The 14,141-nt window shown below is 71.1% G+C and carries 9 protein-coding genes; 2 read left to right on the forward strand and 7 right to left on the reverse strand.

Annotated elements, in window-relative coordinates; translation table 11 throughout:
• Window positions 1-288: 288 nt before the first annotated feature.
• The gene (locus ACQPX6_RS08540) at window positions 289-1,077 is read left to right on the forward strand and encodes an N-acetylmuramoyl-L-alanine amidase family protein (RefSeq protein WP_433786877.1); all 789 of its coding nucleotides are present in this window, start codon (window positions 289-291) and stop codon (window positions 1,075-1,077) included.
• 136 nt (window positions 1,078-1,213) lie between these two features.
• Window positions 1,214-2,158 carry a cation diffusion facilitator family transporter gene (locus ACQPX6_RS08545; protein ID WP_433786878.1) on the forward strand — a complete coding sequence of 315 codons (945 nt, stop codon included), beginning with the start codon at window positions 1,214-1,216 and terminating at the stop codon, window positions 2,156-2,158.
• Between the two features lie 126 nt (window positions 2,159-2,284).
• Here the strand turns inward: ACQPX6_RS08545 and ACQPX6_RS08550 are convergent, their stop codons facing one another.
• The 7 genes from ACQPX6_RS08550 to ACQPX6_RS08580 all read right to left on the reverse strand — a co-directional run bounded on the left by ACQPX6_RS08550 (window position 2,285) and on the right by ACQPX6_RS08580 (window position 14,058).
• Entirely contained in the window at window positions 2,285-3,607 is a 1,323-nt protein-coding gene (locus ACQPX6_RS08550; RefSeq protein ID WP_433786880.1) for a DUF1996 domain-containing protein, read from the reverse strand.
• Between the two features lie 1,355 nt (window positions 3,608-4,962).
• Window positions 4,963-6,042: a S1C family serine protease gene (locus tag ACQPX6_RS08555; RefSeq protein WP_433786881.1), complete on the reverse strand. Its 1,080-nt coding sequence runs from the start codon at window positions 6,040-6,042 to the stop codon at window positions 4,963-4,965.
• A gap of 376 nt (window positions 6,043-6,418) precedes the next feature.
• Window positions 6,419-7,069: a M23 family metallopeptidase gene (locus tag ACQPX6_RS08560; RefSeq protein ID WP_433786883.1), complete on the reverse strand. Its 651-nt coding sequence runs from the start codon at window positions 7,067-7,069 to the stop codon at window positions 6,419-6,421.
• 1,248 nt (window positions 7,070-8,317) lie between these two features.
• Window positions 8,318-9,313 (reverse strand): cytochrome c oxidase assembly protein, encoded by a 996-nt coding sequence (locus tag ACQPX6_RS08565; RefSeq protein ID WP_433786884.1) that lies wholly within the window; start codon window positions 9,311-9,313, stop codon window positions 8,318-8,320.
• Window positions 9,310-11,649, reverse strand: a complete 2,340-nt coding sequence (locus ACQPX6_RS08570; RefSeq protein ID WP_433788222.1) for a heavy metal translocating P-type ATPase — start codon at window positions 11,647-11,649, stop codon at window positions 9,310-9,312. Before ACQPX6_RS08570 ends, ACQPX6_RS08565 begins: the two co-directional genes overlap by 4 nt.
• A gap of 896 nt (window positions 11,650-12,545) precedes the next feature.
• Window positions 12,546-13,334, reverse strand: a complete 789-nt coding sequence (locus ACQPX6_RS08575) for a DUF3105 domain-containing protein (RefSeq protein WP_433786885.1) — start codon at window positions 13,332-13,334, stop codon at window positions 12,546-12,548.
• 145 nt (window positions 13,335-13,479) lie between these two features.
• Window positions 13,480-14,058: a hypothetical protein gene (locus tag ACQPX6_RS08580; protein ID WP_433786886.1), complete on the reverse strand. Its 579-nt coding sequence runs from the start codon at window positions 14,056-14,058 to the stop codon at window positions 13,480-13,482.
• Between the last annotated feature and the right edge of the window lie 83 nt (window positions 14,059-14,141).

Raw genomic sequence — 14,141 nt, forward strand, 5'->3', positions numbered from 1 at the left:
CCCTCGCCTGCTTTCTCCGGCGGGAACGGGCAAACCCTTCACCCACGGGAGCCTCTTCGGGACCAGGACGAGCCGGCGACGGATGCCTTCCCCGCCGCCGCTGAGGTGACGCAGCGCCGAGCGGCGAGACACCGAGCTCGAAGGACTCAGGAGGGCCTTGACGTCGGCCTTCGCCGAGCCCTCGGCGCGGCGGTCGTCGGCGCTCTCGGCGCCGCCTCCCTCCTGCTCGGCGTGCTTCTGCCTCGAGATGGGCCTTCGGTCGGTCGAGGGCCAGGAGACGAGACGCCTGTGGCGGCGGCGCCGGCCCCGGTGCGGCTGGATCCGCTGGCGTTCGCGGACGACGGGTGCGTCGCCCTGCCTGCCCGCGGCGGTGTGCGATCGGCGACGGTGGTGCTCGATGCCGGGCACGGAGGTCCTGACCCGGGTGCCGGCGGAAGGACGCCGAACGGCGCGACCGTGCTCGAGAAGGAACTGACGCTGGCCGTGTCCCTGGCGGCGGCAGACAGCCTGCGTGACCGCGGCACCACGGTCGTCCTCACTCGCTCGACCGACGCACTCGGCTCACCCGTCGAACCTGGCGACGTGCAGGACGGGGCGCTGACGACGGACGCGAGCCAGGAGGACCTCGAGGCGCGCGTGCGCTGCGCCAATCTGGCTCGCGCCGATGCGCTCGTCTCTGTGCACCTCAACTCCTTCGCCGACACAGCCGTCGGCGGCACCGAGACTCTGTACGAGCCCGACCGACCTCTGGCACCGAGGAGTCGCGCGCTCGCGCAGTCGCTGCAGACGTCGATCCGGACGCGCCTGTCGGAACTGGGCCGCCCGCCCGCCGACCGCGGCGTCCTCGACGACTCGGCCGGCGGAGAGTCCAGCAGCGGCCACCTCGTCCTGCTGGGTCCGCGCGTTCCCGGCTACATCGACGAACCCAGCGCGATGCCGGCAGCCCTTGTCGAGCCGCTGTTCATCACCAACCCCGCCGACCTTGACGTGGTCGCCTCGTCGGCGGGCTCGGCGGCTCTGGGAGAGGCAGTGTCCGGCGGCATCACGGAGTACCTCATCGGCGCCCGGCGCCGCTGAGTCGACGCAGCGACGGAACCTCCGCAGATGGGGCCGCGGTGCCGGATGCGCTCCGTCTCGCTCTGCCTCGGGGCGGCGGCGAAGCCACACCACGGACCCGTTGATACATGCGAATGTGTGCATGTATCTTGGCGCCGTGGGACACGGACATGGTCATGGACACGGGCAGGCTGGTCACGACGACCGCCGACGGCTCGGCTTCGCGCTCGGCGTCACCGCCGTCGTGCTGGTCGTCGGCGCGGTGGGCGCGGTGCTCACCGGGTCGTTGGCGCTGCTCGCCGACCTCGGCCACGTCGGCACGGACGCCGTCGCGCTGGCCACGGCACTGGTCGCCTCTGCGCTTGCTGCGCGGCCCCCGAGCCGACGCCGGACCTTCGGTCTGGGCCGTGCCGAGGTGCTGGGTGCCGCGGTCAATGCGGTCCTGCTGCTGGGCGTGACGGTGTGGGTCGCGATCGAGGCCGTCGCGCGTCTCGCCACACCTGCCGAGGTCCCGGGTGGCGGCCTGCTGCTCTACGGCATCGTCGGGCTCGTCGGAAACGTCGTCGCGCTCGCCGTGCTCTCCCGAGGCAGCGGCGGGATGAACCTCCGCGGCGCCGCGCTGCACGTACTCGGCGACGCCCTGGGATCGGTCGCCGTGCTCGCGGCCGCTGCAGTCACGCTGACCACGGGCTGGGCGTACGCCGACACCATCGCCTCGTTGGTGATCGTCGCGATCCTCCTGCCGCGCACCGTGTCGCTGCTGCGCGAGACCGGACACGTCTTGCTCGAGGGTGCCCCCGCCGGCATCGACGTCGACGACGTCCACGCCACCCTGCTCGACGTCGATGGCGTCGCCGAGGTGCACGACCTGCACGTCTGGGCCATCAATGACCGGAGTCCCGCAGCCTCGGCCCACCTCGTCATCTCCGACGACGGATGCGCGACCGCCGATTGCGGCGAGCACGGCGTGCTCGACCGCGCGACGACCCTGCTGCGCGAGCGCTTCGGCCTCGAGCACAGCACCCTGCAGATCGAGGCCGTCGAGCACTCCGATCACGAGCAGGCCTGCGAGCCTCCTGCGCGCGACGCCGGAACGCGCTGACCCGCCTCAGGGCCTCCACTTCACGGCTCACCAGGTGTTCGTTCGACCTGCACGAGGGACCGTCCGGAGTGATCCGCGTGGATCACTGCGGACGGTCCCTCGGCTCGCTCGCGCGCAGGGAGTGCGTCAGCCCTCTCGGGGGATGTTGGCGCACTGCTCGTTGTTGTTGATGCAGTCCGCCCCGCGTCGGGACTGGTCCTCGCTGGCCATGTTCTCGAAGTCGGAGTGGTCGGTGCTCGGATCGTGCTGCTCGTTCGGGAAGCTGTCGATCGAGAAGGCACGGCCCTCGGGCTGGTCGTAGGTCAGCGTGATCCGCAGCGCGGGAACCGCAGTGAACCCGTTCGAGCAGTTTCCGTCGCCATCCGGGAACGCCATGTGGTCCCGCAGGTTGGCGGACTCGAGGTTCTGCCCGTCCCAACAGCTGGGGTAGTCGAGCAGGCGCACGAGGTTCGAGCCCTCGCCGCAGACCGGGTACTTGTCAGTCACCCTGTCTTCCTGCCCGGTGCAGGTGTACTTGGCGTTGACGTTGTCGCCGTTCTGGGCCCCGGCCTTGGCGTTCCCCATGATGATCATGAGATGAGTGGGCATCGGTTGCACGGGCTCGTCGCCGTGACCGCGGAAGGTCAGCTGCGCCGACTGCGGCTGCAGGATCGACCCGACGTTGCCGTCGAGGCTGCCGCCGTCTTCACCGACATCCGGTCCGGTGCCGTTGAGGTCGCGCAGCACCGGCCAGAAGAACGTCGACTGGTCGCCGTTGACGCACGAGGTGCTGCCCTGCTCGAGGGAGTCCTCGTCGGAGTTCGCGTTGGTGGTGGTGTTGCCGACGTAGTCGTGGACGTGCTGTGCGCCGTTGCGCTTGCCCGGCGCGGCCATGTAGTTGTCCGAGTTGTTGTGGTCGCTCACGCCACAGTCGACGGTGTAGGAGCCTCCGTTGAACTGGCCACCCTCGCCGAACTCGCCACCGTTGGCCTCCACGTCAGCGATGTCGACGTAGTCGTCCTCGCCGGCTGGCGCGATCTGGTCGCGGCCCGGGAACGGGTCCTCGGGGTCCGCCCGTTGCCCCGCGGCGACCAGGGCGTCCTGACGTCGCTCCTGCTCGTCGCGCTCGTCGCGGTCTCGACCACCGTTCTGGCCCTGGTCTCGACGCTGGTCCTGGCCCTCCTCTCCCTGGCTGTCCTGATCGTCCTCTTGGTCGTCCTGCGCGCTCCGGTCGTCCTGGCCGTCCTGGGAGCCTTCTCGGCTCTCATCGGGCTCCTCGCCGGAGCCCTCCTGGTCCTGGCCGTCCTCGGATCCATCGTCGGAACCTTCGCCGGAGTCGCTGTCGGCGTCGCTTTCGGAGCCCTCGTCGCTGCTCAGGGCGCTGAAGAGCCCCGAGCCACCGGACTCGGAGTCGGCGAAGGCCGAACCCGCGACCGTGACCACGCCGCCTGTGACCAGCAGCGCCGCCACGATCGCGAGGAGTCGCTTGGGGAGTGTTGTGCGATGTCGTCCGCGTCGGGGCACGGAAACCTCCTGAACGGTGCCCGCAGCGTCGGGACGGGGGAGCTCGTCCGGGGTCGGCGTTCGGGCACAGGTGTCCTACGGGTCAGTCCGCGGAGCTCCGACGACGGCAGACAAGAGGGGGAGCGTCGCCGCCCGGCTCCGACTGAAGTGACGCTAGGGACACGACCTACCGGAGAGGGCACATCTGAGAATCCCTCGGATCGGACACCGCTCGCAGGTCGGCACGAGTCGCTCAACGGACCGTGCGAGCATCCGTATGGAGCAGAGGCTGCTCCCTCCGCCACACAGACTTCTCAGGGCTACCGCTCGTCGTGCTGGCTTGCGCGCCGCCGAGTCTTCCGGCGCGTCCCCGACTCGTGGATGGTGTCCGACGAGGACCTCGGTGCCGTCCGCGTGTCGTCCTCAGCGTCCGAAGGCTCCGGCCCGCAACACGAACGGCCGTGCTCGCAACGCGGTCCTCGAGCTCGGGGTGGCCTCGAGGCTGACGTGGAGGCGAGCAGTACCGGCCGGTGCTGCGTTGAGGCCGGGCAAGTCGTGGCTTGAGCGCCCCGGACCGCGTTGAGGAGGACCAGGACCTCCGCGGCCTCGTGGACCACCACGACCGCGGCCAGCCTCAGTACGCCGAACGCGGCGAGCGGGATGAGCGGGATGAGCGGCCCGATGATCTGCAGCGAGAGGCCGACTCTCAGGAGCATGATGCGCGGGCCCGCGCGTGCGCGAGGGTCTGGGCAAGTGACGCAGGTCCTCGTCCAGGAGGGCGACGTCAGCGGGTCTCGATGGCCACGTCCTCCATGGCGCCCACAGCGATGCCGACGTCGGCAGTGGCCAGCGGGCCTCGTTGACGCCGTCGCCGATCATCGCGACCGACGACCAGGAGCGATGCGGCGACCAGCTCGGTCTTGTCCTCCGGCCCCTGTACGAGACGCAGGCGTCGGGGAGAGCGAGCAGCAGGTGTCGCCGGCCTTCCGCGGCTTCACCGAGCGGCTCGGCCTGGACATGGCGGTCTGAGACCGCGACGTCGCCGACCCTGCGGTGCACGACCGTGTGCTGGCCGACCGCCTCGATGGCCCCGCGGTCGAACGCGAGCCTCGAGCGCGTGCAGCACCGGGCCGCACGGCGGTTCCACGTTCACCGGCTATCGGTGGCTCGCGAGGATTGGACTCAGGTGCTGCCTTCTGGATCGAGCGACAAGGACGCTCGGCAGCGTTGCGGCAGCTGGCTCGTGGCATGGTCAAATCGCCGATGCCGCACCGAACGCGTCGAGATCGCCCTCCGAGTAGCCAGCTACTCCGTCGGTGGTGTCAGCCCGACGGTGCGCGTTCAGAGCCGAGGGTCACCGGGACCTGACGTGGGACGCCACCGCCGGACACGACGGTCAGGGTGACCGCCGCCCCGGGCTCTTGTGCGCGGACTCCGGCGACCAAGCTGTTGGCGTCGTTGATCACGCGATCGTTCAGCCGGGTGACGACGTCGCCCTCCCCGATGCCGGCTGCCCGCGCCGGTCCGTCGGGTGACACCTGACTGAGCTGTGCGCCGGTGGGCTGCGCGTCGGCAACCCCGACGCCGAGGACGGCCTGGGTCGCGGAGCCCGTACGGGCGAGCTCTTCGCCGATCCGCGCTGCTTGGTTGATCGGGATGGCGAAGCCGAGCCCGATGGAACCCGATTGCTGGGCTCTCGGCCCTGAAGAGCTCAACGTCGCGATCGCCGAGGTGATACCGATGAGGCGGCCTTGCATATCGACCAACGCCCCGCCGGAGTTCCCGGGATTGATCGCAGCGTCAGTCTGCACGGCATCGATGACGCTCGCTTGGCCTGATTGAGCGCCGCCACTGGCGACAGGCCGTTGGAGGGCACTCACGATGCCGGTCGTGACCGTGCCCGACAGGCCCAGCGGCGAACCGACCGCGACGACATCCTGTCCGACCTGCAACGCCGAGGAGTCGCCGATCTGGATGGGCGTGAGGTCCGAGACGTTCTCGGCGCGTACGACCGCTAGATCAGCCGTTGTGTCGGTGCCCACCACCCGGACCGGGGCCGAATTGCCGTTCTGGAACAACGCGACGAAGCCTCCGGGTCCTGACGGCTGACGAGACTCGTCCGCCAACGCTGGTTCCGGCACCTGACCGGCCTGGAGAACATGGGCGTTGGTGAGGATCAAGCCGTCGGCGGACAGGACGACGCCTGAGCCCTCCCCGGAGCCACCTTTGAGTTGGACGACACTCGGAAGCACCCGCTGCGCGACCGCTTCAACCGGGGTGGCAGCGGGTTCTGCGGTAGCGGAGAACAGGGGCGCTTGATCGTCGGACCTACTACTAACGCCGATGACGCCGCCGATGGTGCCGGCAGCGAGCAGCGCGGCCAGCGCCGCGGCGACCAGCAAGGTTCGACGGCGCCCAGGACGGCGCGCCTCGTCGTCGTGGGGAACGCGTGAGTCGATCGATCGTGTAGGAGTGGACGGCGTCGACCGCAAGGTCGAGGGTGCGTCGGTCCGGCGTCGTGACGCGGAGGTCGCGGTTGGCGGCGGCTTCGCGGAGAACGTGCCCGTTGCGCCGGCTCGGTCGCCACCGCTTGGCAAGCGTCGATCTGGAGGACGCGGCTCGCGACCGGGGGGACGGGGGTCGTTCGTCATTCGGTGGGTCCTCTTCGTGACGTTCCGGAATTCGGACGGCCTTCGCGAGCTGCCGGTCAACGGCATGGGGCCGCTGTTCGGTTTCGGGTCCGATGCGCCCCCCGGGATCGCGGCGGCGCGGGCTAGATCAGAAACCGACGTCGCGCTGATCGAGCCAGCGACCCGGGTCGAGCTTCTTCCCCTCGGCGCTGTGCGCCTCGAAGTGCAGATGAGGCCCCGTGGATCGGCCTCGGTTGCCGACCTCGGCGATCAGGTCCCCGGCGCCGACATCCTGTCCGACGTCCACGAAAGCCTTGTTGATGTGACCGTAGACAGTGATCGTGCCGTCATCGTGGCGCACCCGAACCCACATCCCGAATCCACTCGCTGGACCAGCGCTGATCACCGTTCCCGCCGCGGCGGCTCGAATAGGCGTACCGATTCGGTTGGCGACGTCGAGCCCGTAGTGCGTGCCCCCACCGCGCGAGCCGTAGTTCGACGTCACACGTCCCGCGACCGGGCGGGCGAAATCACCACTGGTGGTCGCTCCACGGACGGCCTGTTGGGCGTCGGTTGCATCTTGACGCTGGCCCTCGCGTCGCCGCTCGGCGGTTCGCCGGTCATCTGCTTTTCGCAGAGCCTGGATGCTTCCGCCGACGTCGAATCGTTCCGGACCGTCGAGCGCGGGAACGGTGAGGACTTGACTCGTCGCGACTGCAGGGCCCGGCGAAGCGGCCGTGGCCCGAGCTGCGGTGAGAGCTGCGGCCCCCTGGGTCGTACTCGTCGGATCGTTCGACATGGCGGTCATTGTGCTCGTATCTGGCAGGCCTACCGATGCGGCGCCGACGACTACGGCCGCGAGAGCAAATCCGCTCTGCACGGTTCCTCCACGTCTCTTGGGGCGGCCATTCTCGGAATGGCCATCGGCCGTCGATATGGGGTTCGTGGTCCGTCCACGGTGGGTCGGCCGAAGCGCGCCGGGGACGACGAATGACGGCATGGGGGAGCTGTGACGTGGCACGATCGGTCCTTCGCTGGGTCGACGGACGAGACCACGGCAACCGCGCCTCCTCCTGTGTCGCTACCGCGGTGTGCCTCGTTCAAGTCACGGAGGCGACCGTCAGGCATGCCGCTGCTCGCGGAGAAGCGGTCCCGATCGACGGGGACCGCCGGGAGAAGCCGCTCCGGGCTCTAGTTCTCGGGGTGAAGCCAGGTCGGCAAGGAGGCGAAGTCGTACCGCAGAGACGGACTCAGCACGGCGTCGGAGGACCGCGGAGAGACCGCGGGGATCGGCAGAAGACTCCGCCGACCGGGTGCGCCGGCGCCGCGGAGATGCGCCACGAGCGCTCGAAGGGGGCCGTCGACTCTCGGACGCGCCACCAGCGCGGTAGGACACGGTCTACTACCGCGTTGAGGTCGTTCACGGTGCGATCAGCTCCGAGAAGCATCACGCCCAGAGCGAGAGTCACGAATGCGTGCACGATCGCCGTGCGCAGGGGCGCTGCAGGGAGATCGTCGACTGGCACGGACAGCAGAGCTTCGGTGCCGAGTTGCCCGACGGCCAGCGCGATGAGCGCCGCCCATGGCCCTCGGGTGCGCTGGGCGGCCCACGCCGCGGAGCCGGTGGCGACTACCGCCAGGGCCAGCACGGTGATCAGGACGCCGCAGGTGGTCGGTAGCGCGCCGCCACCAGCGACATGGCCCGCTACAGCCAGCAAGGCCGCCAAGGCGGAAACGGTCGTCAAGCGCACTCCGGAGCGAGGGCTGGGCCCCGCCACCGAAACGCCCCCGGTCGCCCGTATCACGCTGGCAACCATAACCATCCGATAACGAGCGCGGGGTTGCGGGTCCTGCGGTCCGGGGCATGGGTGGCGCCCCCTCACCGCAGGTGGCGACCGATCGTGCGACCCGAACAGCCGGTGAGCCCCGAGCAGCACTGTGGAGCGACGAGCACGCGCTGGAGAGCCGAGCAAGGATGACGTGGATCCACTCGAGAGCGATGGACGGCGCTACCGCCCGAGCCGCTGCGATGCCCGCAGGGGCGAAATCACGTTCCGCGTCCGGTGGTGTTCTCCGTCGACGAGGCCTTTGCCGGGAGGCCGGGCTCGCGCCGGGAGGGTTCACCGTGGTCACGGTTGGGTGTGTCAAGCCACCAGGGCGTCATGGTGGGCCCGGCGCCGTGGACGCGGTCCAGGGCGCGGTCCAGGCGTCGGGCCTCGCGGTCGTCAGATCGGCTCCACGCCGTCACGAAGCCAACGATGAGCACGATTGCGGACACGTCACCGAACGCCCAGAGCAGCGCTCCCCCGGTGTTGAGATCCGTGAGGATCTCTGTGGGGGTGTTCCGACCGAGGGCGAGGAAGTAGTCCCCGGCGTACATCCGGTTGCTGACCATGATCGGCAGTCCGACCAGGACGTGCATCGGCGCCATCCCCACGACCAGGAGGAAGCGGAGGGCGAACGGCGGCCGGTGGGGTACCGGGTCGATCGCAAGGATCGCCCAGTAGAACAGGAAACCGACGGCGACGAAGTGGACGTGACTCAGGGCGTCGAACCACGGGTGGTGCAGCGTGAGGTCGAGGATCGGGGTGTAGTAGAAGACGAAGAGGCTGATCGCGGAGAACCCGAACGCCACCACGGGATGCGAGATCGCGCGTACGGGTGGGCTGTGCACCACGGCGAGCAGGGCTCGCCGAGGGCGGCGGGGCAGCGTCCGCAGCGCCAGGGTCATGGGAGCGGCGAGGACGAGGAAGGCCGGCGCCACCATCTGCAACGTCATGTGCTGCACGACGCCCGCGCTGAACAGTGCGGCGCTGTACACCTGGGCCGCCGACGATTCGGCGAAGGCGATGGTGGCGAGCCCGGCTACCCAGGCAGCCATGCGCCGGGTGGCCCACGGGTCGCCGCGACGCCGGAGCCGTCGCACGCCCAGCAGGTAGAGCGCCAGCAGAGCGAACAGAACGATGACCGCGCCGGGACGGAGGGTCCAGCTCGTGAGCGCCTGCCAGCCGGTGAAGGGGGGCAGCGTGGCGGCCGAGCTCATCGCACGGCACCTCTCTCTGTGGCCGGGTTCGCGGGATCTCCTGACCAGCGCGAGGACGACGCGTGGGGGGCCGAATCAGCCGAGGCCTCCGCGCCGCCGCCGATACGGCGGAGCCGCAGGCTGTTGGTGAGCACGAGCAGCGACGACGCGGCCATCGCTGCCCCGGCGATCAGCGGGTTGAGCAGGCCCGCGGCGGCGAGCGGCAGGGCCGCGACGTTGTAGCCGAACGCCCATGCGAGGTTGCCGCGGATGGTGCCCAGGGTGGCGCGAGCCAGCCGGATCGCTGTCGGGACGACATCGAGGTCGTCACGGAGCAGGATCACGTCCGCGGCCTCCAGGGCGACGTCGGTGCCCGTGACCAGCGCCAGCCCGAGGTCGGCGACGGCCAGCGCGGGAGCGTCGTTCACGCCGTCGCCGACCATGGCGACCGACCGGCCCTGCTCGCGCAGCCGACGGACCGCCGCGGCCTTGTCAGCCGGGAGCACGTCGGCGACGACCTCGTCGATCCCGACCGCCGACGCCACAGCAGTCGCTGTGGCGCGGTTGTCGCCGGTGAGGAGCACCGTGCGCAGCCCGAGACGGCGCAGCGCGGCCACCGCCGCGGGCGCACTGGGCCGGACGGTGTCAGCCACCGCGAGGACTGCCCCGGCTCGCCCGTCGACGGCGATCAGCACGCTGGTAGCTCCGAGCTCCTCGACGCGTTCTCGCGCGCGGTCGAGCTCGCTCGGCACGAGGGTCCCGCGCTCGGTATGCAGGCGGGCCGATCCGACGAGCACGGTGTGACCGTCCACCCGCGCGCCGGCACCGAGTCCGGAGAGCGCGGTGAAGTCTTCGGTGACCTGGGAGACCGGAGCGCCGGTCGTCCGGGCGTGGGCGACCACGGCGCGGGCCACCGGGTGCTCGGAGGCCTGCTCGACGGCGGCCGCCGGACCCAGCCAACGGAGCGGGTCCTCGCCCGCCGCGACCACGACCTCCTGCACGGCCATGATGCCGCTGGTCACCGTGCCGGTCTTGTCCCAGACCACGGTGTCGACGACCCGGGCGTTCTCGAGTGCCTGGTGACCCTTGAGGAAGATCCCGAGCTGTGCGCCACGCCCGGACGCCACCATGAGTGCGGTCGGGGTGGCCAGGCCCAACGCGCAAGGGCAGGCGATGATCAGGACCGCGAGCGCGGGAGCCACCGCGGCCTCGAGTCCGCCGCCCGCCGTGAGCCATCCGAGGAACGTGAGCACGGCCAGGGCGAGGACGACCGGCACGAACACCGCACTGATCCGGTCAGCCAGGCGCTGCACCGCGGCCTTGTCGTGCTGGGCGCGCTCGACCAGCGCTTGGAGCTGGGCGAGCTGGGTGTCGCCGCCGACGCGGTCGGAGCGCACGACGAGCCGGCCACCCAGGGCGACCGTGCCGCCCAGCACCCGGTCGCCGGGCTCGACGTCGGTGGGCATCGACTCCCCGGTCATGGCGCTGGTCTCGATCGAAGCCGCGCCGGACTCGACGACGCCGTCCACGGCGATCGTCTGCCCGGGCCGCACGAGGACCCGATCGCCCACCGCCACCGCCGACGTCGGGACCTGGGTCTCCGCGCCGTCATCGTCGACGATCACGGCGTCTCGCGCCCCGAGCGTCGCCAGGGTGCCGAGCGCGCGTCCGGCGGCGTGCTTCGCCTTGGCCTCGAACAGGCGCCCGGCCAGGACGAAGGTCGTGACGCCTGCGGCGATGTCGAGGTAGAGCGATCCACCGGGGCTGAACAACAGCCCCCAGATTCCGTCGCCGCCCTCCCCGTCCGCGCCGTGCGCGAACATGGCGAAGATCGACCAGCCCGTCGCTGCCAGGATCCCGACGGACACGAGGGTGTCCATCGAGCTCGTGCCCTGCCGTGCGGCGGCCCAGGCCCGACGGTAGAAGGGCCAGGCACACCAGGACGCGATCGGTGCGGCGAGCCCCACCAGCACCCACTGCCACCCGGGGAACCGCAGGTCGGGTGCCAGGGTCAGCGCGATCGACAGGTCTGCCAACAGCATGAACAGCACGAGGGCCACGATCAGACGCCAGAACAGGCCGCGGGTGCCCGACTGCGCTCTCCGGAAGCCGGGTTGCGGCGCCCTCGCGTCGCCGCCCTGTGCACCCATCCGGGCCGGGCCCTCGACCACGGTGGCCGCGTAGCCCAGCCGCTCGACGACCACCACGAGATCCTCGATCGGCACGCCGGGGGCCGTGATCAGCGCCTGCTCCGAGGCGTAGTTGACGTCTGCCACGACGTTGTCGAGATCGGTCAGGGCTCGCTCGATGCGCACGGCGCAGGACGCGCAGGACATGCCGTCGATCGCCAGTCTCAGTCGGTCGTGGGTGTCGGCGGTGCCCGCTGGCCGTGCCGCGGCAGGGGCGGTCGCCGGTGCCGGTGGTCGTGACGGGGCCACCGTCGTTCTCCTTCGCGAGTGGGGCCGACGCCGGGATGGGCTCCGGAGGGCTTGTCGACGAGAACCGTCGGGAGACCTGGCTCGGAGCTCGAGCCCGGGCGTCGTTAAAAGCGGGCTGCGATGCCCACAGAACACGGCCTCGAGGAGTGGGGCCGTCGTCTGGCGTGCCGACCGGCTCCGCGGAGAACCCGCGGGACCCGGGGGAGGGCTCAGAGTGCGAGCGGTGGCCCCCGCACCGGGCACAGCCTCGGCCACCACGAGCCGGCCGTGGAGTCGCCGTCGTGTCCGGCCACCGTGACCGGTTCGCGGCGAACTGCGGGCTCCGGTCCCCTCGACCAGCACAGGAGGGGTAGGGACCGGGCCCCGGCGGCCCGTAGGTCTGCGGCGACACGCTCGGTCCCGAGCGCCAGGACGACCACCACGAGGGCCGCAGCGGCGTGGAGCCCGGCAGCGAGCAGGGGGTCGCGTACGCCGTGACCGCTGCACCAGAGCAGCAGTTCCAGCCCGCCCTGGCCGGCACCGACCAGTGCCCCAGTCATCGACAGGCCTCGCGTGCGCCGCCCGATCTCGCAGGCGAGCCACACGCTCGCGCCGACCAGCCCGACGGAGCCTAGAAGGACCTCGGCGGTCCGCGGCACCGCGCCGCCGGCGGCGACATGAGCGCCTGCCGCGAGGAGCGCCGCGAGCATCGAGGCCGCGAGCAGACGGGGGAGGGCCGCATCGCGCACCGGTCTCCGGCGACCGAGCGGCCTCGACATGGCGCTCAGCGTAATCGTCCGGACCGGAGTCGCCCGCTGGAGCACCGGGACGTTTGCTCAGCGGCCTCCCGTGTCCGGCACCGGGCTCTGATCTCGCGCGGGGGCGTTCATCGGCACCGCGTCGGCACCGGGCGGGGAGGGGTCGAAGGGCGGCGGGTTCGTCGGGTCGAAGCTGTCCGGGCCCAAGGCGCCACAGCTCGCGCCGACCTCGGGGTGGGTGTTGGGATTCTGCCGGAGCGCCCGTACGAACTGCTCGAGCCGTGGGTCCGCCGGGTCGTCCAGTTTCAGCTGGCGCCCCCACGCCTGCAGCGACACGGCCCGATCCAGTCCCGGGTACGGAGAGAGGGCGAGATAGGTCTGCCCGGACACGCGCTGCCGGAGCTGGTCCAGCGGGGCACCGGTCACCCGCTGCGGGTCGTAGGCGATCCAGACAGCTCCGTGCTCGAGCGAATGGACGAAGTTCTCGCTCCTCACGGGACGCGGATAGACCGCTCCGTCGCACGCCGCCCAGTTCCCGTCGTGCGGGCCCCCGAACGGCGGGGACAGGTCGTAGGCGACCCGATCGGTCGGCCGCACGTGCACCTGGTTCTGGTAGTCGACCGAGACCACGCCCGGGATGTTCCTCGACGGATCCGGGTTGTCTGGCGACACGCGGAAGGGCGAGACCTCCGCGTCACGTCCGAGCGCGTAGACGACGATGCCCGCGGCCAGGACCACCACCACCGCCACGGCGGCGAGAGCGAGCCACGGCACGCGGACCGCCGTGGAGCGTTTGACGGGAGGGCGTCGCCCGCGCCGCGATCGGCTGGCGGCCCGACGATCGTTCATGTTCTTCTTCGTCGACATGCTCGGCTCCGGGACCTGGCACCACGAGAGGTGGTGAGGACGGCGCGCGCGTCGGCGCACGGCGAGCGGGCAGGGATCCGTGTCCCGACCCGGAAGGCCGTCAGCCGGGCGCGATGGGCTGGACGGACGAGCCGCCGGCTGATGATCAGGGGTGCGGCGGCGCGATGTGCAGGGCCGGCGGTCCGCGCGGAGCTCGCGGTCCGAATCCTTCGAGGAGCCCGTCGCCCAGGAGCCGGTGCCCACAAGCGGACACGGCGCGCGTCGGCGGGTACGGGGGTGCCACGGAGAACGACGCCGGCAGCCATCGTCGGACGACCAACGCCACCGGGCGGAACGTTCGTGTGGTCCCCATCAGCAGGGCCAAGACGGCGACGACCGCCAGGCCGTGCACGAGCGCGCCCGCCAGTGGGGCGGCCGGCATGTCATGGGCGGGGATCGACAGGGTCGCCTCGGTGACGAGCTGGTTGAGGGTCAGGATTGCGAGCGCGGCCGAGGAACCGCGGGTCCGATGAGCGACCCATGCCGCCGCAGTGGTCGTGACGGCGCTCGCACCCAGCGCGGTGAGCAGGAGCGCGCACGACGTCGTGACGTTTCCGCTGCCGACGAGGTGCCCGAGCACTGCGAGCAGCGCCGCCGCCGAGGTCGCCAGGACCACCCGCGCCGGTGGAGTACTCGAACGCGAACGACGGCTCGACGGTCGGATCTCGCTCCGTCGCAGCGCCATCGGCGCACGGTAGCGCGGTCCTGCGGACGGACACGCGCGGGCCTGCGGCGGACCGGCCCGTCGTGCCACCGGGCGAGTCACGA

The organism is Actinomycetospora sp. CA-101289, from assembly GCF_050955895.1.
GTDB lineage: Bacteria > Actinomycetota > Actinomycetes > Mycobacteriales > Pseudonocardiaceae > Actinomycetospora.